The sequence below is a fragment of the Nocardia sp. NPDC050175 genome (genome assembly GCF_044459885.1).
Lineage (GTDB): Bacteria > Actinomycetota > Actinomycetes > Mycobacteriales > Mycobacteriaceae > Nocardia.
In genome coordinates this window covers 480,181-502,972 of record NZ_JBITJI010000007.1, presented here as the reverse complement: position 1 = coordinate 502,972, position 22,792 = coordinate 480,181, and the positions used below count along the sequence as shown (strand labels likewise).

Below are 22,792 nucleotides of genomic sequence, written 5' to 3'. Positions count from 1 at the left end.
CGCCTACTCGCGCGGTCGGGTCTTGCCCAGCGACATCGTTTTGAGCACGCCCTCGGTGGAGACGGACAGCCGCCAGTATGTCCCGGATGCGTCTTTGAGCACGATTCCGCCCTCGGTCTGCTCGGAAAGCCAAGTGCCGCTGGCTAGTACGGCCGAACGCAGCGCGCCGTCGGCCGACTGCGCCTGGAACACGTCGCCGTCGCCGCGCCCGGCCTTGGCGACGATGGTCCCGGTGAACTGCGGCGCGTGCGTGCTGGTGCGGCCGAGCACATGCCAGCGTGGCGGGAACAGTGCGGGGTTGAGATCGTCTGCCGCGGTGGAGATCAGGTTCACCGCGGTGCCCTCGGGGCAGTTCGCCGGATCGATCCGTAGCTCGATCGGCGGCTTGTCCAGATCCTTGTCGAACTGGACATTGGCGAGATACGGCTGACGGCAATAGATCATGTCCACGCCGACCGTGCGCGCGGCGACCTTGCAGTTGATCATGCCGAACTGCGCGGGCCCGCCGCGGTCGGCCCGGCCGATCGACAGTGCGATGTCGGCGCCCTCGAACCAGACGTTGGTGAGCCACCAGTCGTTCGCCGCGCCATCGATGAGGATGTGCTTGTCGGTGGTCTTCGGGTCGGCGTCGGACACGAATTCGACGTTGGTGAGCGCCAATCCGGCGTTGTGGTCGTTGCCGGTGCCGAGTACCCCGATGTAGTTGCTGGTGAGTTTGGACGAGGTGACGTAGTTCTGGATACAGGAGGTGACGATGCCGTAGCCGAAATTGTTGATGTCGCAGTTGAGGAACGCGGTGCCACCGGTGTTGCCCTCCATCACCACGCCGCGCTGCTCGAGAAAGCGCGGATGGTTCTCGGCGATGTGGTTGCCGCGGATCACCACCGAATCGAAGGAGCACCGGAAGCATTCGGACAGCAGGACCGCCGTCGCCTTCGGCCCGGCCAGGTAGAAGCCGAGGCGGGCGAACCGCACCCGGCTGCGCTTGCGCAGGGCGATGAGGGTGGTGTCGACCATGCAGTTCACCACGCTGACATCACCGCCGTCGCCGAGCACCGTGGCGTAGTCGCCGAGGTCGGGCCATGCCGTCACGTTGTAGTGGCCCGCAGGCAGATACATCACCAGCGGTACGCCGCCGGGCACCGCGGCCGCCGCGGCGATCGCCGCCGTGTCGTCGGCGACACCGTCGCCGACCGCGCCGAAGTCACGGACGTTGCGCGCCGCCGGTGCGTCGGTGACGTGTGGCGAACGAAATTCGATGCTGGGCTTTGCCGTTGTCTCGGCGCCGCAGGCCGCGAGCACCGGCACGGCACCCGCCGCGCCGAGCGCCGCGGCGAGCATCCGCCGCCGACCGACCGTTTCGTTGGTCATCGCCGCAGCCTCCCGGTAAGTCGCTGCAGCCGGTTGCCCGGCTCGCTGTACGCTACCGCGCCGGTCAGCTTGTTGTCGCCGAATGTGGCTAGGGCACCACGTAATTGCGGCGCGGTGGTCTCGCCCAGCAGTACGACGGCGATGGTCTGGTCGCACAGCGGCGCCACGGCGATGGCGTCGGCGGCGTGCGCGATCGGCGCGGCCTGTACCACCACGTGGTCGTAGTCGGTGGTCAATTTCGCGACGATGGCCGCGAATCGGTCCGAGGCGAGCAGATCGGGCGTCTTGTCGTCGGCCTCGCCGAGGGGCAGCACGGTGACGCCGGTGTCCGGCCACGCGGTCAACACCTCGTGCACGGGTGTGGCACCTTGCAGCACTGCCGCCAGACCGACGCCCGTGTGCGCGACGACATGCGAGCTCCCCTGACCCGAGGTGTCGGCGTCGATGAGCACCACCTTGCTCCCCATGTCGGCGAACGATTTCGCCAGTGCGACAGCCACTTCGGACTCCGAGCGCGGCGAAAGGCTGGTCAGCAGAATGCTGCCTGCCTCGCCTTCGCGCAGTAGCCGGGTGCGTAGCCTGCGGGTCTCGCCCGGTGCGCCGGGACGGCCCGCGTCGATGATGCCAAGGATCGGCACCGGCAGAATGGCTTCCAGACTATTGGAGGTGCGCAGCGTCCGGTCGGTGCGGTCGCGGACGAGGGCGCCCGCGCAGCCGAGCGCGAGTCCGGCCAGCAGGCCAAGGGCCAGAATGCGTTTCGACTGCGGCCCGCTCGGCCCGGCGGGCACCTCGGCGCGGTCGACCACGGTGATCCGCGCGGCCGGCGCCGCGTCGCGCTCGATGGTCTCCAATTCGTCTACCAGCCTTCGGAATTGGGCGGTGACCGAGTTGGCCAGGTCGCGCGCGCCCTCGGCGGTCGAGGATTGCACGGTGAGGATGATGTTCGTGGTCGCGGGCGGGGAGAACGCCTTGATCTTGCTCTGTACCTCGCCGACCGACATCTTCAGCCCGAGGTCGTCGATGACGCGCTTGGCGACGGTCGCGCTGGTGGCCAGGTCCAGGTAGGAGCGGACGCGCTGCTGGGCGGCGAGCCCACCCTGGTAGGAGTCGTTGACCGAGGTTCCGGTCGCCATCGACACGTACATGCTGCTCGAGGAGACATAGGTGGTCGGCAGGGTGCTCAGATATCCGGCCGATGCGCCTAGGCACAACACCACCACCGCGACGATAATGACCCAGCGTCGGCGCGCGATATGCCAATAGTCGATCAATCCCATGGGGATTCTCTCTTTTCGATGGTGGATGCCCCGACGAATACAGGTTCCGCAAGAGATGTCCTTGCGGCGGACGGTGGTTCGGTTCGAGTGCGCCGCCGGTACTCGCGGACCAGCAGCGAGATGAGCCAGGCGAGCACGGCGGCCTGCAGGAATTTGCCGAGATTCTCCATGCTGCCGAGGATTCCGCGTTCGAACAGCGCGGAGGCGCCGGTCATCGCGAGCCCGAGTACCACGACCGGGAAGAAGCGCGAGTACAGCGCCTTGGCCCAGGCGAGCAACAGCAGGAAGGTGAACGCGGCGCAGACGACCACACCCGGATAGCCGCCGAGTACGAAGCCCTCGTTGAGATTGCCCTCGGCCAGCGACACCGACACCTTGGTCATATCGACCGAGGAGCCGCGTACTTCATTGGCCCACTCGGTGCCGGATTGGAACTTGGTTGTGCCGAGCAGCTGGCTGGGAATGAGGCTGTATACGGCATGTTGCAGCGCCTCGGCGGGTGTCAGCCAGAAGCCGGGCTGGTGGTAGTAGGCGTCGGTCGCGGCCTCGAGCAGATCGAACCGCCGCAGGATACTGAGGAACGGCTGCACGACCGGCGGATAGCTCGAATCCGTCAGCGCCGACTCCGCTTTCGCGTACTGGGTCTGCTTCAGTGACTGCAGCCAGCCGAACCCGCCGATGCCGAGCACCGCGATGGCCGCGACGGAGACCGCCTTGCGCTTGGTCCAGCCGAGGATGGCGAAGCGGACCGCGATGGCCATCGCCGCGCCGATGATCGGCGTCTTCGATTCGACGATCGCGGTCCAGGCCAGCTCGCCGAGCAGCAACCCGCCGATGACCAGCCAGGTCATCTGCGTGCTTTCCGAGCGGTAGAAAATGATCAACCCGAGCGCGGCGATGGTGGCCAGGATGGCGACGAAGGCCAGGATCGGATTGGCGCTCTCCACATCGCCCGCGCTGCCGATGGAACCGGAGGCGTAGGACGCGGCCCGGCCGAGCAGGCCGACGCCGTACATCGCGACCAGCGTCGGCACGAAATCCGGGTCACCGGTCAGCGACGGCAGCTTGACCGGCGGGTGCCGCCGTGCCCAAAAGGAATAGGCGACAACGAATCCCGCGTAGACCCACAGTCCGAAGACGATGTGCTGCAGCACCAGCGCGATGCCGTGGTCGTAGCCGAGCTGGGCCAGCCGCGGGTCCGGCACATTGTCGCCGAAGCGCGGTTCCGGCTGCACCCACAGCAGTACCACGGGCCGCGCCACGTACGACAGCGACCAGAACGCCGCCTGCGCGATGAGGAACACCCGGGCGACGCCGGGAATGGTGCCGGCCGCCACCGCGATGGTGGCGAGCGCGAGGGCGATCAGCAGCACCTCGGTGGTGGCGGTCATAACGCAGGCTCAGGTGATGTCATGGATGATCTCCCGCGCCCGGTCCACATAGCGATGGTTGCCCGCGAGGATGCGTTGATATCCGGCCTCGGCCACGGCGGCGGCCTTGTCGGGATGCGCCGCGCACCAGTCGAGGACGGCGAAGAGCTCATCGGCGTCGGAGAACAGGAAGCATTCGCTGGTGTCCTGCAACAGTTCGGCGTGCTCGTCGGTGCGTTCACCGACGAAAAGGCCACCCGCCGCAGGCACTTCGAAGGTGCGGCAGGTGTGGGTATCGCGGTTGTCGGAGTTGAGCAGCACCAGATTGGCGGTAACGCTGGCGACTACCTCCGAATACCGCTCACCGTAGACCGCGCCACCGACTTCTGCTCCGGTGGAACGCAATTCGGGCACCCGGCGCCAGCCCGGTCCGCGCACCAGCATGCGGGAGCCGTGTGTGCGGGCAAGCCCGATCATGTCGGCCCGCCGGTCCGGGCGGCACACGCCGATGAAGCCGACCAGGAACTGCCGGGTCCCGCGCCGCGCGGTGGGATGATGCCAGGCCGGGTCGTAGGCGCTGCGCACGAAGGTGACCGCGCGGGCGCCACGATCGCGCAACTCGGCGACGTTGTGTCGCTTGGTGGTGACGATGTGGTCCCATTCCGATTCGTGCGCAAGGTATTCCGCGCTGGTGTTCTCGGGGTTGGCCACATCGTCGGGGCTGTAGTGCACGTGTAACCGGGCGGGGATGTCGAGCAGCCTGCGCTGGTCGAGGTGGATGCCCTTGAACGCGAACACCATGTCCGGCCGGAATTCGGCGGCGGCGCGGTCGATTTCGGCGTGCAGTCCGGCGACATTCCATGGCGCACGGCGTCGTGCGAGCTTCGAATAGACCCATGGTGGAGACAGTCTGGGGGGCAAGGTGACTCGGGTGGTGTCGATGACCGCCACGTCGTGCCCGGCCTGCCGGAAGCCGTCGGCGAGCGAGTGGGCATTGCTGCCGACCCAGTCGTCGCCCAGGTAGAGAATTCTCATGACCCGCCCTCCTCCCGCATCAGCACAATCGCGGGACCAGGGGGTGGTGTTACTCGCTCGCGGTTGATCAACGTGCGGATTCTGAGCAGATACCAAGAGGCGACGGTGAATTCGACGACCACGGTGCCATAGACCAGTGTCCACACCGAGTGCGTGCGAAACGCGATGACCAGCGCCACGGCGGCCACACAGGTACCGAGCACCGCGCCGATCAGCACACCGGTGGTGTCCTGGCGGACCGGCAGCACGGCGGTGGTGACGAACGAGGTGATCGCCGTCGCGGGCAGCACGAAGATCTCCACCCGCAGCAGCCCGATCGCGGCGGCGAAGTCCTCGCCGAACACCAGGTGGATCAGCAGGGGCGCGGTCAGCCACACCGCCGCGGCCGCCACCGTCGCTACGCAGACGCAGGCGAACAGCGCCTGTAACGCGTGCCGCCAGAAGTTGTCGTCGGCGCTCTTGCGCGCCATCCGCGGTAGCAGCGCGAAACCGATGGGGTCGAGGGTGGATTGGATGGCACGGACCAGGCGATCCCCGGCGGAATACAGACCGAGCGACACCGCGTCCAACACCGCCGAGTAGACCGCCGCCGCGCCCTGCCCGTACGTCGTCACCAACAGCCGGGAGATGAAAACCGGTGCGCCGTTACGCAATACGGTCTTCACGCCGCGCGGCCGCGTCGGCGGCCCGAAGGTGCGCAGCGAATCCCACCAGGTCAGCACGACGGTAGGAATGGACGACACCAGCAGGCACAGCACCGCGACCTGGGCGTTGGGCATTCGCGGCAGCACCGCGACCAGCAGCACGAGGTACCCGATTCGCCCGACGCCCTGGTAGGCGGTGGAGGCGCCGAAGCGGCCCTGTCCGATGAGCAACCAGTCTTCGGAGGCCGACCAGAAACCGCCCGCGAACAGGCCGAGCAGGATCATCTCGAGATGGTCGGGTGCGCCAAGTGCGTAGCTGAGCAGCAGCGCGGCCCCGAGGAGGCCGAGGGAGCTCGCGCGGATGGCCAGGTAGTCGCCGCGCAACTGGTTGATGTGCTGGAGGCGGTCCCCGCCCAGACTGGCGTCGTGTACCCGGGCGGCCAGATACGAGGTGATGCCGAGATCGACGAGCAGCGAGCCGATGAAGTAGGCCGACATGCCGATCGCGAGCAGGCCGAGGCCGTGCGTGCCGAGCACCCTGGCCGTCAGCGGCACGGTCACTATCGTGACGACGTACTGTCCGTACTTGCCGAAGCTGACGTAGCCGATATCGCGGATGATGCCGAGAAATCCGATGCGGTGCTGGGGATTTCGGCGGTGCGTTCCGCCGGGCGCTTGCGGCTGGACCGGGGCGTTCGGGGCTGTGTCGTCAGCCATGCGGGGCTCTCTCCGGTGAATGTGGTGTGCCCGCAGCGTCGTTGCGTTGTGCGATGTCGTCGAGGAAGGCGGCGACCGTGCGCGCCGTTTCGGTGATGTCGAAGTCCTTGGCGCGCAGGCGGGCCGCCATGGCCAGCCTGCTGCGCAGTGCCGGGTCGCCGATGAGGGTGTCGAGTGCGGTGGTGAGTTGGTGTTCGTCGCCACTGTGGACGAGCAGTCCGTCGACGCCCGGCTCGATGATCTCGGCGGGACCGCCTGGCACCGAGGCGATCACGGCGCAGCCCGCGTGCATGCCCTCCACCACGACCTGGCCGAACGGTTCGGGCAGCACCGAGCTGTGCACCAGAATATCGGTGTCGCGCAAGTATTCGGCGGGATCGTCGACGTGGCCCGTGCAGGTGACCGGCAAGCCCAGTTCGGCGGCGAGGCGTTCGAGTTCGGCGCGGTACGGCTCCTCGTCGAAGAACGTGCCGCCGATCAGAAAGACTTGGCGTGGACGCACTTTCGTGGCCGCGAGCGCGCGGAGCAGCACATCCTGGCCCTTCCACGGGGACAACCGGCCGACCACGGCGACCACGGTCTCGGCGGGCGGACGCTGGTCGGCACGCGGCAGGTCGGTGCCGAGTTCGACACCCGGATAGGCGACTAGCGCGGGCCTGCGTCCGATCGGCAACGTGCGCAGGGTTGTTCGGCTGTTGGCGAGGTAGCCGCGACTGAAGAGCCGGCCGAGTAGCCGCAACACGATGGTGGGCAGTCGGCCGAAGTAGTCCGCCGAAATGCGGTCGTGCACCTGCCAGACCAGCGGAATGCGGGCACGGCGGGCGGCGACCGCGCCCATCACCAGCGCCTTGCTGCTCTCCGCCACCACGACGTGCGCGCCGAGCTCCTGAGCGGTCGCACCGAGGGACCAGCCGAGCCGCAGCAGCCGGAGGAACCCGGCGACCAGCCCCAGCGGCCCCGAGTCGATGGTCATCGCCCGGCTGTCGAATCGGCCGCGCAGCACCCGGGTTTCGACCCCGCGCGCACGCATTCGCTCGACCATCGGGCCGTCCTCCGTGTAGACCATGGCGACACCTAGCCGTCCCTGGTCGCGTAAGGCCGACACCAGCCGCAGCGTGGCCAACTCGGCGCCGGACGGCGCCGCGGTGTGCGCGAGAAACAGGGCCCTGCTCATTGCCTGATTGCCCGGTACATCGCGAGATGCCGCTCCGCTGTGACATCCCAGGAGAAGGTTTCCGCATGAGCGCGGCATTGCGCCGGTGTCGGCACGGTGCCGTGCAGCGCGGCGGTGATGCGTGCGCCGAGCGCGTCGGCGTCACCGGCGGGCACGATGAGCGAGGGGTCCAGCCCGCGGACCGAATCCGGTAGGCCGCCGCAGTCGGTGACGATGGGCGGGCGGCCCGCGGCCAGCGATTCGAGCGCGATCAGCCCGAATCCTTCGAGGGCGGTGGTCGGCACGACGGTCAGCTCCGCCTGTTCGTAGAGGTCGGTGAGGCGTTCGTCGTCGACGTGCCCGGCGAATTCGACGGTATCACCGAGTGATCTTGCCGCGGAGCGCAATTCGTCCCCAGCCGCGCCGGTGCCGACGATCACCAGGCGGGCCGTCGGATGCTCGGCGTGGACAGCGGGCCAGGCGCGTAGCAGCGTATCGATGCCCATCCGGCGTTCTAGCCTGCGCACACACAGCACGGTTCGGCTGTCGGACTCAGAGGGAACTGGGGACGCGTGGAAGCGATCCAGGTCGACACCGGGCGGGATTACCGCGATGCGATCCAAGGAAACCCGGTAGTCGGTATGTAGTACGTCGCGAAAGTGATTGGACAGCACCACGAATCGGTCCGCGCCCGAGTATCGAACGCGTTCGAGCAGATACTTCGCGCGCACCGCCGTTTCACTCTGGCCGGTGAGTCGGCTCTCCGCTGCCCACGGTCCATGGAAATGGATGACGAGCGGTAGTCGTCCGCGCCGGGCGATGGCGGCCGGACCGTAGAGGCAGAAGTGCCGGTCGAGCACGGTGTCGCGGTGTAATTCGGCGCGATCCAGGAACGCGGTGCGGGCCCGTTGCAGCGTGGAACCGCCTAAGCCGCCCCATGATTGGGCTCCGGCAGTCGCGGTGGAGTCGGCACCGAACGCCGCGGCGGACACCGCCGCACCGGGTTGCCTGGCGAGCGCGTGGAAGAGCTCGGTGAAGTACCGATTGAGCCCACCGGGCGCGGACGCGAACCATTCGGATCCCGTCATGTGGACCCGAACCGTCTCGGAACTACCCGTCACCCATGCCCCCTACTGGCGAAGATGGCGGACGAGCCGCTATCGGTGAACTCGCCTCTCCCGCAAAAGTCTAGGGGACAGGGGCACTTCTGGTCGGGCAGTCGGCGAGCTACCGATGGGTCACCCCAGATCGAACAGATTCGGCTGCCCCGCCCGGAAGCGCGCGGCGTCCATTTGGCGCAGTGGCTCGAACGCGGGAATCGACTCGCGGGTGAACAGCTGGACCCGCGCGGCGGGGGAGCCCGCGGCGTCGAGCAGCGCGTTGACCGCGGTGCGGCCCGCCTCGTTGGCGCCCTCCATGGTCGCCAGGTCGAAGTTGGTCTGCACGTAGTCGGCGGCGAGGAACAGATTGGGGATGTTGGTGTGCGCGGTGGGCCGGGCCGCCCAGGAGCCGATCGTGTTGATCAGCAACGGTTCATCACTCTGGTTCTGGCCGTTTTGCCAGCTGATGCCTGGGTCGAGCAGCCAGTCCTTGACGATGCCGTCTTTCAGCTGAATCTTGCCATCGTCGTTGAGCGCGGCGGCCAGCTGCGCCCAGGTCTCCTGGTAGATCTCCTCGCGGGTGCAGTGTTTGGCGGTCTTGCCGAACAGGATGCCCGGGGTGTCCCAGTCGGAGATGTCGATGGTGAGGCCGTCGTTGATGGTGCCGTCGCCGTACTTCGCGGCGTAGTCGACGTCCCAGAACGCGCGCTGCGAGTAGGAGGTCAGCCGCCACGGCGCGTCGAGATAGATGTTGTAACCCGCGCCGAGTTCCAGCTTTTCGGTGACGAACATCTGCATGCCGCTCATCCAGTCGACGGTGAGTTCGTCCATCCGCGCGAGTCCTGGGTCGAGACTGCGGATTTCGGGCGACCAGAGGCCCCGCGCGCGATCCGTCGGCACCGCACAGACGTACCAGTCGGCTTGGTACGACTGAATCGAGCCGTCGGGCTTGCGGATTCGCGCGCCGCCGATCTGATCGCCCGCCACCTCGAAGCCGTCGAGCGCGTGGCCGGGCTGGAACTGAACGCCCATGTCCCGCAGCATGGTGAGCCACGGGTCCAGCCACGCCTCGTTGGTCGGGCCGTTGAGCACCTCGTAGACCTTGGGTCCGCCGGTGAGCTCCTGCAGCAGGGCGAGGAAGAAGCCCTCCATCATGTTGCCCATGGTCCTGGTGCTGGCGACGTACTCCTTCGCGGCGACCAGCGCACGCGTCAAACCCGTTGCGGCGAGGGCCTGGAACTGCGGCGACCGGGTCGCGGCACCGACGAAGTCCCACCAGCTGACGTGCTCCCACTGGCCGAAGCGGCGATCCTCGCTGGAGGTCAGATAGGTGACGACCCGCCCGGCCATGTGGATCGCCTCGGGCAGCGGGATGAGGTTGTTCTTGACGAATCCCTCGATCAGGATGCGCTGCAACCCTTCGGGCGTGAGCGCCTCGCGTGGATCGAAGTAGAAACCGAACATGAGAGGGAAGCCGTCCGGCAGATTGTTGGCGCGCGGATAGCGTGGGTCGTTGACCGAGAACGGAATCAGGTTGTCGTGCACTGTATTCCGAGAGCCCGGTAGCGGGATGCGGCGCATGGTGTCGTGCACGTGGTGATAGAACGAGGTGAAGCCGCGCGCGCCGTGCTCGCCGGGTAGCGGTGCCCGCCCGTCGCTGCCGGTTCCGGGCAGCGGGATGGTGCGCGACTTGCCGCCCAGCTCCTTGCGGTCGAACACGGTCACCTCGAAGCCACGCTCGGCTAGCTCATGTGCCGCGGTGAGTCCGCCGATGCCCGCGCCGAGCACCGCAACCGTGTTGCGGGGAGGGCCGTTTCGCCTGCGTGCTACCTGTGCCGCCGCCGGACCCGCGGTCGCTGCCAACGCGGCGGCACCGGCCAAACCCGCCGTGCCACGCAGCACCGATCGCCTGCTGACCGCGCTGTCCCGATATTGAGCTGTCACTGCACGACCCCGTTCACATTTCTGACTATCCTGATAGTCATATTTAGCAGACGGCCGCTCGCGATGGGAGACAATGCGGAGATGAGGACCAGCGATGACCGGTGATGCCAAGCGACGTCCGGTGCGGCCCTACGGCGGGGTCGGCGCGGCGGATCGGGTCGCGGCGCGGCGGAGCAAGCTGCTGGACGCCGGCCTGGAGCTGTTCGGGACGCGGGGCTACGCGGTGACCGGGGTCAAGGACCTGTGCCGCGCGGCCGGACTGACCGATCGGTACTTCTACGAATCGTTCGGCGGCACCAAAGAATTGTTCGCCGCCGTGTTCGACAAGGTCATCGACGAGCTGTTCGCGGAGGTGGCCGTTGCCGTGGACGCCGAGCAGGCCGAGGGAACCCGCAAGCTGCGCGCGGGCATCGGCACGTTTCTCATGGCGCTGGGCGAGGATCCGCGCACCCTGCGGATCGTGTTCGTCGAACCCACCGGGGCCGGCGCGGAACACCGCATGCGGGAGGCGCTGTGGCGTTTCGCCCGGCTGGTCGCCGCGACCGCCACCGACGCGCGGCCCGAGACACGCCCGCCGACCGAACTAGTCGACATCTACGCGCTGTCGGTCGTCGGCATGCTCGAGCGCGTTCTGGTCGAGAAACAGGGCGGGCGGTTGGATGTCCCGATGGCCGAACTCGTGGACTATTGCACGGCATTCGCCGGTGCATCGCTCGGTGCCTTGTACACCGGGCGGATAACCAAACAATCCGGTCGGCACGAAGTATCTTCGCGCGCAACGGAGTAAGTTGCTCGGAGCTGTCGGGTAACTCTCCGCGCGGTAGCCGCGATGCATAGCGTGGGGTAGATTTCAGATCGAGTTCGTGCTCGGCACGGACCGACCCGCGGGGGGACTGGCGGGAGGGTATGGACAGTGGGGACCGTAGGTTCCGAGGCCGAGCGCGCCGATGTCGCAGAGGGCGATATCAGGGTGCTCGTCGAAAACGGCGAGTATTGGCTGCGTAACCGCGGCGATATCGCGATGATGGCCGTGACGGTCGAACGGCTGCGGGCACGCTGGCCGCGCGCCAGGATCGGGGTGCTCACGCACCAACCCGGCATTCTGCAGGCGCTGCTGCCCGAGGCGGAGCCGCTCTGCGGACCCGACTGGAGCTGGGGCCGCGACGGCTGGTCCGGACGGTTAAGCCGTTCTGCCGGAACAAGATTGGTGGGTCCGGCCGCGCTGCGCTGGCGGGCGGCCACCGACGGACCGAAAGACCGGCTGCGGGCACTGCGCTCCGCGGCGCGGCGACGGTCGGCCGGTCCCGGCATCACCGAACATGTCGCGACGCCGGAGGAGACCGAATTCCCGGTCGAGATCCCGGCCGCCGTCGAACAGGCGTCGCTGGTGCTCGCGCTCGGCGGCGGGTACATGACCGACGTCGACCGCTACCAGGCGCACCGCACGCTGAACCTGCTCGAGCACGCGCGCTCGCGCGGCATCCCGACGGCACTGGTCGGCCAGGGCCTCGGCCCGCTGCGCGACCCGGCCCTGATGCGCCGCGCCGCCGAGGTGCTGCCGGACGTGGACTTCCTGGCGCTGCGCGAAGGGCGGCGCGGCCCGGAACTGCTGTCGCGGTTCGGCGTCGCGCCCGAGCGGGTGCTGGTCACCGGTGACGACGCCGTCGAATTCGGTTATCGCCTGCGCCAGGCCAAGATCGGCTCGGACATCGGGCTGTGCCTACGGGTGGCGGACTACTCGCGCGTCAGTGCGTCCGCGCAGGCGACGCTGGGCCGGGTGGTCCGTGCCAGCGCGGAGCAGCTCGACGCCGGTGTGGTGCCGTTGATCATCTCCGAATATGCCTCCGAGGATCGGCTTTCCACACTGCCGCTGCTGGCGGGCGCGCCAAACGCTCGGCCCGCGGTAGGACGGGGTGGCACGCCACACGATGTCGCCCGTCAGGTCGCGGGCTGCCGGGTGCTGGTCACCAGCGCCTACCATCTCGCGGTGTTTGCACTCTCCCAAGGGATTCCGGCGGTCGGCATCACCGCCTCGGAGTACTACGACGACAAGTTCCACGGATTGCTGCAGATGTTCGGCACCGGACTACGGATCGTGCACCTCAACGACCCGGCACTGGACAAGACGCTCACCGAGGCCGTGCGCGAGTCGTGGGCTGAGGCGCCGGTGGTGCGAGAAGCGTTGCAACAGAAGGCCATCGAACAGATCGAAGCCAGCCGGGCCGGGCTCGAACGGGTCTTCCGCCTGGTGGAAAGCGGACCGGTGCGACCGGCCCATCAGCTAGGGGGATAGGTCATGACACGACTGTCGGTTTGCGTTCCCGCCTACAACTCGGGGCGCACACTGGCCACGACGCTGCGCTCGGTGCTGGACCAGGACGTGGACTTCGAACTCGTGGTGCTCGACAACGCGAGCACCGACGAGACGGGCGCCATCGCGCGCGCGATCGACGATCCGCGAATCCGGGTGCTGCGCAACGACACCGTGCTGCCGATCGGGGACAACTGGAACAAGGTGATCGCCGCGTCGACCGGCGACCTGATCAAGGTCGTCTGCGCCGACGATGTGCTGCGGCCGGACGCGCTGGCCACCCAGCTCGCGGTGATGGTCGGCGACCCGTCGATCGCCATCTCGTCGAGCCGGTTCGAGGTGATCGACGAGGACGGCGCGCTGCTGGAGAGCGGGCTCGGTCTGGCCGGACTGCTCGGCAGGCAGAGCCCGCGGGCGCTGGCCAGGGTCATCGTGCGGCGCGGTCCCGCCGATTTCGGGCCGACCGCGGCGGCGATGTTCTACCGCAAGCACTTCGATCTGGTCGGCGGGCTGCGCGGCGACCTGGTGTTCCCGATGGACGTGGACCTGTTCGCCAGGGTCTCGTCCTTCGGAGTGTTCTTCGGCATGTCGGAAATCCTGGCCGCATGGCGCAATTCGTCGTTCAACCTGTGCAGCCGCACCTCGACGGTGAGCAAGCTGACCGACATGTACCGGTTCCATCACCGGATCGCGGGCGACTACCCGCACCTGGTGAGCCGCGGCGACGTGCTGGCCGGCGATACCCGGCTGGCGCGGGCGGCGTTGTACCGCTTGCGAGTTCGCACCGTGGCGACCGTACGGAACCGGCCGGATCTACTGGTCTGACCGCGCAAACATCGAAGCCGCCCCATCAGGGCGGCTTCGATGCGTTGGACGGTCTTCAGATGGACCAGAGCCGCCCGTAGGTGTACACGGTGTCGCCGTTGGCCGTGACCACCTTGACGAACGGCCGTATCGTGGTCTGCCCGATCACGCCAGTGACCGTGGCGTGGTAACCGCCGATCCGGATGAGGCCCGCGGCGCCGGAAACGTCGCCACCCGCGAATTCGACCGTCTGGATGCCAGGGCCGAGGCCCACCTCCAACTCGATGCCTGCCCGCGGGATCAGCCCGTTCAGCTTGAGCAGCGCGCCGCTGTCGCCGCCGAGATCGAGCCCGAGATCCGGGGTCGAGTAGCCGAACTTCAGCCGCCCGGTCAGCGTCGCCGGATAGCCGACCTGATAGCCGACGGTGATGTGCCCGCGCCAGTCACCGGCGCTCGGACCGGTGACCTTGTAAGCGGCCTCGCCGGTGTGAAACCACTCCCGGGTGAACGGATTTCCGTCCAGCGGCGGCACGAAATCGATCCTCGTGTCGGACTGGATCGCCTCGATCGATCGTTCCTGCTGATCGACGATCGAGCTACTACTGTCGACGACCGCTCCCGCGGTGCCGGTTCCGAAGACCAGTCCCGACGCCACCACCGTGGCGATCGCGAACATACGGACACTTCGGCCGCATTGCTGCGTATTTTCCCTCATCAGGTTGTCCCCTCTGCACACACACCTGGCCGAGCGGGGTAGTTCGCTCGACGCCCGCTCCCCGGCCGCGCGGGAGCGAAGAACCTCATCGATCATCTGGGGCTAGCAGGTGTTCGGTCAACGAAATCATGTCAGATCAAGCGCATAGAGCAAACGGGCAACAAATGCGCTGGGGGACAGCGTATGCGCGGCAAGGTCATCCTCCCTTGACGGTCGAGTCGGCCGGGTCGTCGACAATCCAGCAACCGTCGAGTTCCGGATAGCGGGCGCGGACCTCCGGCAGCAGATCGGGCAGCGTCAGCAGCACGAGATCCGGTCGGGCCGCGACGAGTTCGGCGGGCGCGATGATGGGCACATCGGTGCCCGGCATCCGGCGACCCTGCTTGGCCGGCGAGGCGTCGGCGACGGCGGCGATCAGCCCGCGATCGACGCCCGCCAGACTGAACAGCGCCACCGCGCGGGATGCGGCGCCGTACGCGAAGACCCGATCACCCTGTGCCGCATGCCTGGTCAGCCAGCGGCGCAACACCTCGGCATGCCCGTCCGCTGCCTGCTGCAGGCTGCGGACGGCAGCGTACTCGGTGTATTCGGTTTCCCGCGAAAGGATCTCGCGTGCCGCGTCATCGAGCGGATGCGTGCCGTGCCGCGCGGCGACGAGCACGGTGCCGCCGTACAGGTCGAACTGCCACGCGGTGGTGATGCTCATGCCCGCGGCGGCCAGCAACCGGCGTAGCGCGGACAGCGAGTAGTAGGCGAAGTGGCCGTGCCGCAACGCGTTCCACTGACCGCCCGTGACGATGGTTGCCAGCGAATGGAACTGGATCAACAGCAGACCGTCCGGCGCGGTCGCCGCGGCCCGCTCGGCGACGGCCGCGCGCTGATCCGGCTCGTGCATGAGACCGAAGCAATCGAGCACCACATCGCCGATACCGTCGGTGGCGGCGAACCCGCGCTCGGTCAGCAGCGGCACCCAGGTGCCGCCGTGCGGGCTGCCGAACTCGCGCACCGTCTTGCCCTGCAGCAGACCGGCTTTCGCGACCCTGGCGACCGCGTCGGCGGCTTGATCGCGCAGCGCCGCCGGTTCGATGCCGCGCGGCTCCTCGGCGCGGGTGTCGTCCTCGGCCAGCTGCGCGAGGCCGCAGGGCGTGCACCGGTCCATTCGCAGCGGATGGGCCGTCTCGGCGAGGCCGACCGGGGAGGTGGCTGGCGGAAAGTAGTCGGCGGCGGGGACCATGCCGAGATCGAGTACCGGGCTGAGATCGATGCTCCCGCAACCTCGGCAGCGACGCGCGCTAGCGACGGGATCCACGGTGCGCCCCTTCGTTGCGAGCCGACGCGACGGCCACCCGTGGCACCATGGCGTGGTGCGCATCGAGCAGACCGAGCTCGCCGACGTCCTCGTACTGGTACCCGAACCGTTCCGCGACGACCGCGGCCTGTTCACCAGAACGTTCGACGCGGCGGAGTTCGACACCTACCTCGGCACCCCGGGTGCCTCGGCCACATTCCAGCAGGATTCCCAATCCCGTTCCGCCGGTGGGGTTATCCGCGGCATGCACGGGCGATCCGGGCGCGGTGAGGCCAAGCTGGTCCGCTGCGCGCACGGCGCGGTGCACGACGTGCTGGTCGACCTGCGGCGTGACTCGCCGACGTTCGGTCGGCAGCAGGCGTTCCTGCTCGACGACGAGACGTTCCGGCACCTCTACGTGCCGCCTGGATTCCTGCACGGCTTCCAGGCGCTCAGCGACATCGCCGACGTCTGCTACCGCATCGACCGCCCGCACGACCCCACCGAGGACATCGGCGTGGCGTACCACGACCCCGACCTCGCTATCGACTGGCCGCTGCCGGTCACGCTGGTGTCCGCACGTGACGCCGCCGCGGGCAGCTGGCAGCAGCTGCTCGCGGCGTTGTGACGGCGGCCAGTGCCTAGGTAGCCGGAACACGGGCGGTTCCGGGCTGTACCCGGCGCATCGACTCATCGAGCACTCCGGAGTCGCGCAGCCGCTCCAGGTGCGGCAACCGGGTGAACTTCTGGAAGAAGTCGTCGTAGGTGAGGCCGCGCGCGGTGTACTCCTGGAACAGCTCGTCCGCCCCGGCCTGCACGGTCCACAGCGCGCGAAACCCGATGGCGGAGCGGGCCGCCGAGAAGTCGACCCGATAGGAGCGCGGGTCGGCGCCGCTCTCGCCGGTGATGTTCAGCCGGGAGCCGGGCACCGCCTCCACCACCGCGCGGGCGATGTCGGCGACGGTCAGGTTGTTGGCCTCGGTGCCGATATTGAAGGCGCGGCAGTGAATTGCCGCGGGCGGCGCGGTGAGGCAGTTGGCGAACGCCCACGCGATATCGCGGGCGTGCACCAGCGGCCGCCACGGCGTGCCGTCGGAGAGCACCTTCACCTCGCCGGTCAGCGCGGCGTACCCGACCAGATTGTTGAGCACGATGTCGGCCCGTAACCGTGGCGAGAAGCCGAAAGCCGTTGCGTTGCGCAGGAATACGGGGGAGAAGCCGGAGTCGGCCAGCACGGCGACGTCGTCCTCCACCCGCACCTTGCTCTCCGCGTACGGGGTGATCGGACGCAGCGGCGCGTCCTCGGTGACCAGATCCGCGCCCGCGGCACCGTAGACCGAGCAGGTGGAGGCGTACAGGAACCGCCGCACGCCCGCCTCTTTGGCGAGTCGAGCCAGCCGCACCGACGCGTGATGATTGATGGCGTAGGTGATCTCGGGCGCCAGCGCGCCGAGCGGATCGTTGGACAGCGCGGCGAGATGGATGACCGCATCGAAGCCGCGCAGCTCCTCGACGGTCACGTCGCGCAGATCCATGGTCAACCCGGGCGGATCGCCGGGCAGGTCGCCGAGCACACAGTCGGCGAAGAAGCCTGCGTCGAGACCGACCACCTCGTGCGCATTGGCGCGCAGGATCGGCGCCATGACGGTGCCGAGGTACCCCTGGTGACCGGTGAGCAGAACCCGCATGGCTAGGAACCTCCGAAGTCGATGACAGCCTTGTCGAGCAGGAACGCCTCGGCGTGCGGGCTGTGGCTCTGCACGCCCCGCAGCCGGGTGAGGGCGGTGAAGGCCTGCTCGTCGAACCAGTCCCGGTGGGCTTGGGACGGATAGTGCTTCAGCAGTAGTCGCGACTTCTCCTCGGCGAGTTCGGCGGTGAGCCGGTGGTACACGCTGGCGGCGGGAGTGTCGCTCTCCCACTTGAGGATTTCGTAACCGAGTACGAGATGATCGCGGAACTCGGTCGGCACCAGCTCGGCGAGCAGCCGGTGATCCTGATGCGCGTCGCCGCGCTGTGGCGCGAAGACGAGATCGGGATCGACGCGGGCCCGAAAGATGTTGAGTTCGTGCTTGATTCGGTCCCAGTGCGCGGGCGCTCGGCCGTCGGGCAGGTCGAGCACGGTGAGGTCGACTTCGGCGCCGGGGCAGAACGCGTCCAGCGCAAGGCTTTCCTCGTCTGCCCGGGCCGTGCCGCCGCCGGACAGCACCAGGGCGCGCACCCGCAGACCCGGGTGCGCGCGGGCCAGGGTCAGCAGCGTGGCCCCCATCCCGATGGCGATGTCGTCGCAATGCGCACCGAGCACGGCGATCTCGGCGACCGCCCCGACGTTCAGCCGGATCACGCGTTTTCCCAGACCATCCAGGGGCGTTTGCCGGACTGGTAGCCGGCGTCGAGTTCGGCCCGCTCCTTGAAGGTGTCGGCGGGCTTCCAGAAGCCGAGGTGCTGGTAACCGAACAGCCTGCCCTGCCCGGCCAGCGTGCCGCACGCGTCGGCGACCAGGTCGCCGCCGGGCGGCAGCAGGTCGAAGATCTCCTGGTTGAGCACGAAGTAGCCGCCGTTCTCCCACAGCGGCATTCGGGACACCGGCATGATCTCCTTGACCTCACCGGTCGGTTTCATGTCGACGCAGTGGAACGAGGACTGCGGCGGCACCACCATCATCGAGGCCGCCGCGCCGGATTCGGTGAACTTGTCGATCATTTCGTCCAGCGGTGCGTCGGTGAGCACGTCGGCGTAGTTGGCCAGGAACGGCTCGTCGCCCGCGACGTGCTCGCGGACCCGGCGCAGCCGCTCGCCGATGGGGGATTCCAGGCCGGTGTCGACGAAGGTGATCTTCCAGTCGCTGATGTCGGAGCGCAGCATCTCGACCCGGCCGTCGCGGATGACGAAGTCGTTGGACACCGACTCCTGGTAGGTCAGGAAGAAGTTCTTGATGTGCAGGCCGCCGTAGCCGAGGCACAGGACGAATTCCTTGTGGCCGTAGTGCGCGTAGTAGCGCATGACGTGCCACAGGAGCGGTCGTGGACCGACCAGTTGCATGGGTTTCGGGATCATGTCATCGGTGCCATCACGCATCCGCATGCCATATCCGCCGCAGAACAGCACAACCTTCATCGTGCTCCCCTCCCTGTCATTTCTTTATCTGGAGCGCTGTTCACGTCGTTGTGACTGGTGAGATCGGCACTGTGCAGTGCAGGCAGTGGGTAGACCAGTTGGCCGCCCCACGAGGCGATGTGGCGGAGCTGCTCGGTGATCTCGGCCTCGAGATTCCACGGCAGCACCAGCACGACGTCGGGTCGATCCAGGTCGATCCGGTCGGGCGAGTAGATCGGGATCCGGGTGCCCGGGGTGAATCGTCCGTGCTTGTACGGGTTTCGGTCGACGGTGTACTCGAGCAGGTCGGTCCGGATGCCGCAGTAGTTGAGCAGGGTGTTGCCCTTGCCCGGTGCGCCGTAGCCGACGACGCGCTTGCCCGCGGCGCGCTGGTCGAGCAGGAACCGGAGCAGGTCGTGGCGGACCGCCTCGGTGCGCGTCCGTAGCTGGCGGTAGCCCTCGACCTGATGCAGGCCCGCATCCTGTTCCAGCCGAAGCACTTCGGCGACTCGGCTACTGGGGACCGCGCCCACTTCGGCCGGCCTGGCCCACAGCCGGATCGAACCACCGTGTGTGTCCAGCAGTTCCACGTCGACGACGGACAGATTCGCCGTCGCGAGCGCACGCTGCGCGGAGTGCACGGTGTAATACTGGAAGTGTTCGTGGTAGATGGTGTCGAACTGGCCCAGCCGCATCAGGTTCAGCGCGTGATGCACCTCGATGGACAGCCAGCCGTCGTCGGCCATCAGCGTGCGCAGCGACCTGGTGAAGCCGCGTAGGTCGGGCACGTGGGCGTAGACGTTGTTGGCCACCACCAGGTCGGCTGGTCGGTGCGTCGCGCGGATCTTCGCCGCGGATTCCTCGTCGAGGAAGGCGGTCTCGGTAGGCACGCCCGCCTCCCTGGCGGCGTTTCCGACGTTCACCGACGGTTCGACACCGAGGCAGGGGATACCCGCTGCCACGGCGTGCCGGAGCAGGTAACCGTCGTTGCTCGCCACCTCTACGACGAACGAGTCCGCGTCGAGGCTGAGCCGCTCGATCGCTTGTGCGACAAAGGTTTCCGCGTGCCGGACCCAGCTGTCGGAGTAGGACGAGAAGTACGCGTACTCGGTGAACGTCTCCTCTGGAGTGATCAACGCTGGAATCTGCAACAGCAGACAGTCCGCACACAGCCGCAGGTGCAGCGGGTACGTTGATTCCGGAAGATCGAGTTCGTCTGGCGCGAGGAACTTCTCGCACGGTGGTGTTGCCCCCAAATCGAGCACACTCGTCAATCGTTCGGAATCACACAGTCGACACAGCAACGCAGCCCACCTTCTGCCTAGAGTCGTACCTCCGGCGCATTGCCGGCGCACCCCTGACGTCGACCCGATCCAGTGAGACGTTACAACGAAACCCCCGCGTGTCGTAGCCGAAATCAGCTGCCCGGGAAGTAATTTCCGGTACTTTTCAACCGTTTCCGACGGGTAGCTTCCGCTCCGCTACCGAGCGTGTTGGTGGTTCCCGCTCATGGGACGAATTCGCCTGCGGGTAGCGAAAGTTCGGGACCTGGCCTCATGCGGTGGCCGGGGTCGAAAACAGACCGGGGCGGCAAACCGACCGTTCCCTTATCGGCTACCGCGTGGAACACTTTGCGGCCCCGATGATTCGACATGTGAAACGGATTGTGTTCTGTAACAATCGGCTTCTGGCCGCCGAAGGACGGGACACCCGAGGCGGTCATGTTGGTGCCGTGGGGACCGATCAGTGCAGATCGGGGGGCTAGTTTTCTTCTCTCCCATGGGGAGGTGCGTTTCCATGAGCTTCGAGCTCGCCGACGACGACGATCTGGACTATCGCCGATCGCCGAACCCCCTGCCGCGCTCCGAGCGCGAACGATGGCAGGGCGAATATGTAAGGCGCTTAGGCGCAACGGATTTCGGTGTGATCGTGGCGGCGATGGTGCTCGCCCAGGTCATCCGATTCGGCGGACCCGCCGCGCCACCGCTGGCGTGGCATCTGCCCTATGAGATCGGGTACACGGTCGTCTCCGGCGCGCTGGCGCTGGCCTGGGCCGCGTTCCTCGCGATCGGGCACACCCGATCGCCGCAGGTGGTCGGCAGCGGCAGCGAGGAGTACCGGCGACTGGTCTCGGCGACGCTGCGACTGTTCGGCGTGCTCGCGATCGTGTCGCTGGTTTTCCAGATCGAGTTCGCTCGTGGCTATTTGGCTATTGCACTACCGCTCGGTCTGTTCGGTTTGATGCTGAGCAGATGGCTCTGGCGGATCCACGCGCGACAACTACGCGGGCGGGGGGAGTACCGGACCTCGGTGCTCGTGGTCGGCTGCGCGGAGGCGGCCCAGGCGATGGCCAATGCCTTCGCGGGCGACCCGGCCTCCGGATACCGGGTGGTCGGTGTGTGTATTCCCAACGGGCTCAACGAGATCACCGAGTACATCCGGGAACCCTCGGGGCACACGTTCTCGGTGGTCGGCAGCGACCGCACCGTGCTCGACGCGGTGCGCCGCAGCGGCGCCGACACCGTCGCGGTCACCGCGACGGATCATCTCGGGCCGATCGAATTGCGCCGGATGGCCTGGGAACTCGACCCGATCGGGGTCGAGCTGATCGTCGCGCCCGGCGTGGTGGACATCGCGGGCACCCGGTTGACGAATCGCTTCGTCGCCGGAGTTCCGATGCTGCACATCGCGAAACCGCAATACGATCGCGCCAAGTCGGCCGGCAAGGCGGTGTTCGACGTCTGCTTCGCGGCCGCGGTGCTGGTGGCGATCGCGCCGACCATGCTGGCCATCGCGCTGGCGGTGAAGCTCACCAGCCCCGGTCCGGTGTTCTATCTGTCGGAGCGAATCGGGCGGGGCGGCAAGCCGTTCCGGATGATCAAGTTCCGCAGCATGTACACCGAGGCGGAGGCCGGCGTCGACGCACTCATCGCGCGCAACGGCGGCAACCCGGTCTTCTTCAAGATGAAGGACGACCCGCGGATCACGCCGGTCGGCAAGGTGATCCGCAAGTTCAGCCTGGACGAGCTACCGCAGTTCTTCAACGTGCTGCGCGGCGAGATGAGCGTGGTCGGCCCGCGACCACAGGTGCAGCGCGAAGTGGACAGCTACGACGGCGAGATGCGGCGCAGGCTGCTGGTCAAGCCGGGAGTCACCGGGCTGTGGCAGGTCAGCGGACGATCGGATCTATCGCTGGAAGACTCGGTGCGACTTGATCTTTCGTACGTGGAGAACTGGTCCATGGTGCTGGATCTGCTACTCATCGCCAGGACGATCGGGGCGGTGACGCGCGGGGCAGGCGCCTACTGAGCCGCCGGAAACTCCTCGGCCAACTCCATGAACACCGCGGTGTTCATGGAGTAGGCGCGCTGACCCTCGTCGAGTACGCGGCGGCGTTCGAGATCGTCGAGCGGCAGCCCGTCGAGCAGGGCGCGGTATTCGCGCTTGAACGCGGCCGGGTTGGCGACGGCGTCGAAGACGTAGAACCGGACACCGTCGCCGCGGTGCGGCAGATTCCACAGCCGCTCGGCGGTGTCGCGGACGATCTGCCCGCCCGACAGGTCGCCCATGTAGCGGGTGTAGTGGTGGGCGATGTAACCGGCGGGCCAGTCGCGGGCGCACTCATCGATGCGGTCGGTGTAGGCGACGGTCGCGGGCAGCGGCGCGAGCTCGTCGCGCCAGCGCGGGCCGATGAGGTGGGCCAGGTCGCGCTCGAGTTCGGCGGTGCGGGCCAGCTCGGTGCGGATGAACGGTCCGGCGATCGGGTCGGCGGCGAGGCTGTCCCAGCGGGCCTCGAGCGCGCGGTAGACGAACCAGAGTTGGCCGGTGTAGCGCTGATACGAGTCGATGCCGAGCGCGCCGCCGAGCATGTCGGTGATGAACCGCGAGCTGCGGGCGTCGTTGTGCTGCTCCTCGGTGGCACTGCGGATCTGCTTCGAGAACGGTGCTGCCTCTGACATATCCGAACCAC

Annotated in this window: 20 protein-coding genes; 5 read left to right on the top strand and 15 right to left on the bottom strand. The window is 67.6% G+C overall.

Features of this window, described 5'->3' with window-relative positions; genetic code table 11:
- Positions 1-3: 3 nt before the first annotated feature.
- The 8 genes from ACIBK2_RS26325 to ACIBK2_RS26290 form a co-directional block, all read right to left on the bottom strand.
- On the bottom strand, positions 4-1,371 hold the full coding sequence (locus ACIBK2_RS26325) for a glycosyl hydrolase family 28-related protein (protein ID WP_396970726.1): 1,368 nt from the start codon (positions 1,369-1,371) through the stop codon (positions 4-6).
- A complete protein-coding gene (locus ACIBK2_RS26320) occupies positions 1,368-2,648 on the bottom strand; it encodes a GNVR domain-containing protein (protein WP_396970724.1) in 1,281 nt (426 codons plus the stop codon). The genes ACIBK2_RS26325 and ACIBK2_RS26320 overlap by 4 nt, the downstream gene beginning before the upstream one ends.
- A complete protein-coding gene (locus ACIBK2_RS26315; RefSeq protein WP_396970722.1) occupies positions 2,639-4,039 on the bottom strand; it encodes a hypothetical protein in 1,401 nt (466 codons plus the stop codon). Before ACIBK2_RS26315 ends, ACIBK2_RS26320 begins: the two co-directional genes overlap by 10 nt.
- A 9-nt stretch (positions 4,040-4,048) precedes the next feature.
- Entirely contained in the window at positions 4,049-5,053 is a 1,005-nt protein-coding gene (locus ACIBK2_RS26310; protein ID WP_396970721.1) for a glycosyltransferase, read from the bottom strand.
- A complete protein-coding gene (locus ACIBK2_RS26305) occupies positions 5,050-6,414 on the bottom strand; it encodes a lipopolysaccharide biosynthesis protein (protein WP_396970719.1) in 1,365 nt (454 codons plus the stop codon). The genes ACIBK2_RS26310 and ACIBK2_RS26305 overlap by 4 nt, the downstream gene beginning before the upstream one ends.
- On the bottom strand, positions 6,407-7,588 hold the full coding sequence (locus ACIBK2_RS26300) for a glycosyltransferase family 4 protein (RefSeq protein ID WP_396970717.1): 1,182 nt from the start codon (positions 7,586-7,588) through the stop codon (positions 6,407-6,409). The genes ACIBK2_RS26305 and ACIBK2_RS26300 overlap by 8 nt, the downstream gene beginning before the upstream one ends.
- Positions 7,585-8,655: a glycosyltransferase family 4 protein gene (locus tag ACIBK2_RS26295; RefSeq protein ID WP_396970715.1), complete on the bottom strand. Its 1,071-nt coding sequence runs from the start codon at positions 8,653-8,655 to the stop codon at positions 7,585-7,587. Before ACIBK2_RS26295 ends, ACIBK2_RS26300 begins: the two co-directional genes overlap by 4 nt.
- 150 nt (positions 8,656-8,805) lie before the next feature.
- A complete protein-coding gene (locus ACIBK2_RS26290; protein WP_396970713.1) occupies positions 8,806-10,611 on the bottom strand; it encodes an FAD-dependent oxidoreductase in 1,806 nt (601 codons plus the stop codon).
- A 94-nt stretch (positions 10,612-10,705) separates the two neighbouring features.
- Here ACIBK2_RS26290 and ACIBK2_RS26285 point away from each other — a divergent pair, with 94 nt between their 5' ends.
- The 3 genes from ACIBK2_RS26285 to ACIBK2_RS26275 all read left to right on the top strand — a co-directional run bounded on the left by ACIBK2_RS26285 (position 10,706) and on the right by ACIBK2_RS26275 (position 13,747).
- On the top strand, positions 10,706-11,398 hold the full coding sequence (locus ACIBK2_RS26285) for a TetR/AcrR family transcriptional regulator (protein ID WP_396970712.1): 693 nt from the start codon (positions 10,706-10,708) through the stop codon (positions 11,396-11,398).
- Between the two features lie 126 nt (positions 11,399-11,524).
- Positions 11,525-12,904: a polysaccharide pyruvyl transferase family protein gene (locus tag ACIBK2_RS26280; protein ID WP_396970710.1), complete on the top strand. Its 1,380-nt coding sequence runs from the start codon at positions 11,525-11,527 to the stop codon at positions 12,902-12,904.
- 3 nt (positions 12,905-12,907) lie between these two features.
- A complete protein-coding gene (locus tag ACIBK2_RS26275) occupies positions 12,908-13,747 on the top strand; it encodes a glycosyltransferase family 2 protein (RefSeq protein ID WP_379291459.1) in 840 nt (279 codons plus the stop codon).
- A 55-nt stretch (positions 13,748-13,802) separates the two neighbouring features.
- Here ACIBK2_RS26275 and ACIBK2_RS26270 read toward each other — a convergent pair whose 3' ends face one another.
- Together ACIBK2_RS26270 and ACIBK2_RS26265 are read right to left on the bottom strand one after the other, a co-directional pair.
- The gene (locus ACIBK2_RS26270) at positions 13,803-14,402 is read right to left on the bottom strand and encodes an MspA family porin (protein ID WP_396970707.1); all 600 of its coding nucleotides are present in this window, start codon (positions 14,400-14,402) and stop codon (positions 13,803-13,805) included.
- Between the two features lie 235 nt (positions 14,403-14,637).
- Positions 14,638-15,675, bottom strand: a complete 1,038-nt coding sequence (locus ACIBK2_RS26265) for a transferase (protein ID WP_396970836.1) — start codon at positions 15,673-15,675, stop codon at positions 14,638-14,640.
- 130 nt (positions 15,676-15,805) lie between these two features.
- On the opposite strand from ACIBK2_RS26265, the gene rfbC reads away from it, so the two are divergent.
- Positions 15,806-16,357 (top strand): dTDP-4-dehydrorhamnose 3,5-epimerase, encoded by a 552-nt coding sequence (gene rfbC, locus ACIBK2_RS26260; RefSeq protein WP_396970834.1) that lies wholly within the window; start codon positions 15,806-15,808, stop codon positions 16,355-16,357.
- A 13-nt stretch (positions 16,358-16,370) separates the two neighbouring features.
- On the opposite strand, the gene ACIBK2_RS26255 is transcribed toward rfbC, so the two are convergent.
- Genes ACIBK2_RS26255 through ACIBK2_RS26240 form a run of 4 tightly spaced genes read right to left on the bottom strand, consistent with a single transcriptional unit; the run spans position 16,371 to position 20,126 of the window.
- Positions 16,371-17,417: an NAD-dependent epimerase/dehydratase family protein gene (locus ACIBK2_RS26255; RefSeq protein ID WP_396970705.1), complete on the bottom strand. Its 1,047-nt coding sequence runs from the start codon at positions 17,415-17,417 to the stop codon at positions 16,371-16,373.
- 2 nt (positions 17,418-17,419) lie between these two features.
- Positions 17,420-18,070 (bottom strand): PIG-L deacetylase family protein, encoded by a 651-nt coding sequence (locus ACIBK2_RS26250; protein ID WP_396970703.1) that lies wholly within the window; start codon positions 18,068-18,070, stop codon positions 17,420-17,422.
- On the bottom strand, positions 18,067-18,843 hold the full coding sequence (locus ACIBK2_RS26245) for a glucose-1-phosphate cytidylyltransferase (RefSeq protein WP_396970701.1): 777 nt from the start codon (positions 18,841-18,843) through the stop codon (positions 18,067-18,069). The genes ACIBK2_RS26250 and ACIBK2_RS26245 overlap by 4 nt, the downstream gene beginning before the upstream one ends.
- Entirely contained in the window at positions 18,840-20,126 is a 1,287-nt protein-coding gene (locus ACIBK2_RS26240) for a class I SAM-dependent methyltransferase (RefSeq protein WP_396970700.1), read from the bottom strand. The genes ACIBK2_RS26245 and ACIBK2_RS26240 overlap by 4 nt, the downstream gene beginning before the upstream one ends.
- Before the next feature lie 493 nt (positions 20,127-20,619).
- Between ACIBK2_RS26240 and ACIBK2_RS26235 the strand changes: the two genes are divergently transcribed.
- Entirely contained in the window at positions 20,620-22,131 is a 1,512-nt protein-coding gene (locus tag ACIBK2_RS26235) for a sugar transferase (protein WP_396970698.1), read from the top strand.
- On the opposite strand, the gene ACIBK2_RS26230 is transcribed toward ACIBK2_RS26235, so the two are convergent.
- A complete protein-coding gene (locus ACIBK2_RS26230; RefSeq protein ID WP_396970696.1) occupies positions 22,125-22,781 on the bottom strand; it encodes a heme oxygenase (biliverdin-producing) in 657 nt (218 codons plus the stop codon). The genes ACIBK2_RS26235 and ACIBK2_RS26230 overlap by 7 nt on opposite strands.
- Positions 22,782-22,792: the final 11 nt, after the last annotated feature.

Bases quoted from the DNA above. Each gene is read 5' to 3' on its own strand.
- ACIBK2_RS26325 (WP_396970726.1), bottom strand. From the start codon at position 1,371: ATGACCAACGAAACGGTCGGTCGGCGGCGGATGCTCGCCGCGGCGCTC.
- ACIBK2_RS26320 (WP_396970724.1), bottom strand. From the start codon at position 2,648: ATGGGATTGATCGACTATTGGCATATCGCGCGCCGACGCTGGGTCATT.
- ACIBK2_RS26315 (WP_396970722.1), bottom strand. From the start codon at position 4,039: ATGACCGCCACCACCGAGGTGCTGCTGATCGCCCTCGCGCTCGCCACC.
- ACIBK2_RS26310 (WP_396970721.1), bottom strand. From the start codon at position 5,053: ATGAGAATTCTCTACCTGGGCGACGACTGGGTCGGCAGCAATGCCCAC.
- ACIBK2_RS26305 (WP_396970719.1), bottom strand. From the start codon at position 6,414: ATGGCTGACGACACAGCCCCGAACGCCCCGGTCCAGCCGCAAGCGCCC.
- ACIBK2_RS26300 (WP_396970717.1), bottom strand. From the start codon at position 7,588: ATGAGCAGGGCCCTGTTTCTCGCGCACACCGCGGCGCCGTCCGGCGCC.
- ACIBK2_RS26295 (WP_396970715.1), bottom strand. From the start codon at position 8,655: ATGACGGGATCCGAATGGTTCGCGTCCGCGCCCGGTGGGCTCAATCGG.
- ACIBK2_RS26285 (WP_396970712.1), top strand. From the start codon at position 10,706: ATGACCGGTGATGCCAAGCGACGTCCGGTGCGGCCCTACGGCGGGGTC.
- ACIBK2_RS26275 (WP_379291459.1), top strand. From the start codon at position 12,908: ATGACACGACTGTCGGTTTGCGTTCCCGCCTACAACTCGGGGCGCACA.
- ACIBK2_RS26270 (WP_396970707.1), bottom strand. From the start codon at position 14,402: ATGTTCGCGATCGCCACGGTGGTGGCGTCGGGACTGGTCTTCGGAACC.
- ACIBK2_RS26265 (WP_396970836.1), bottom strand. From the start codon at position 15,675: ATGGTCCCCGCCGCCGACTACTTTCCGCCAGCCACCTCCCCGGTCGGC.
- ACIBK2_RS26255 (WP_396970705.1), bottom strand. From the start codon at position 17,417: ATGCGGGTTCTGCTCACCGGTCACCAGGGGTACCTCGGCACCGTCATG.
- ACIBK2_RS26245 (WP_396970701.1), bottom strand. From the start codon at position 18,843: ATGAAGGTTGTGCTGTTCTGCGGCGGATATGGCATGCGGATGCGTGAT.
- ACIBK2_RS26235 (WP_396970698.1), top strand. From the start codon at position 20,620: ATGAGCTTCGAGCTCGCCGACGACGACGATCTGGACTATCGCCGATCG.
- ACIBK2_RS26230 (WP_396970696.1), bottom strand. From the start codon at position 22,781: ATGTCAGAGGCAGCACCGTTCTCGAAGCAGATCCGCAGTGCCACCGAG.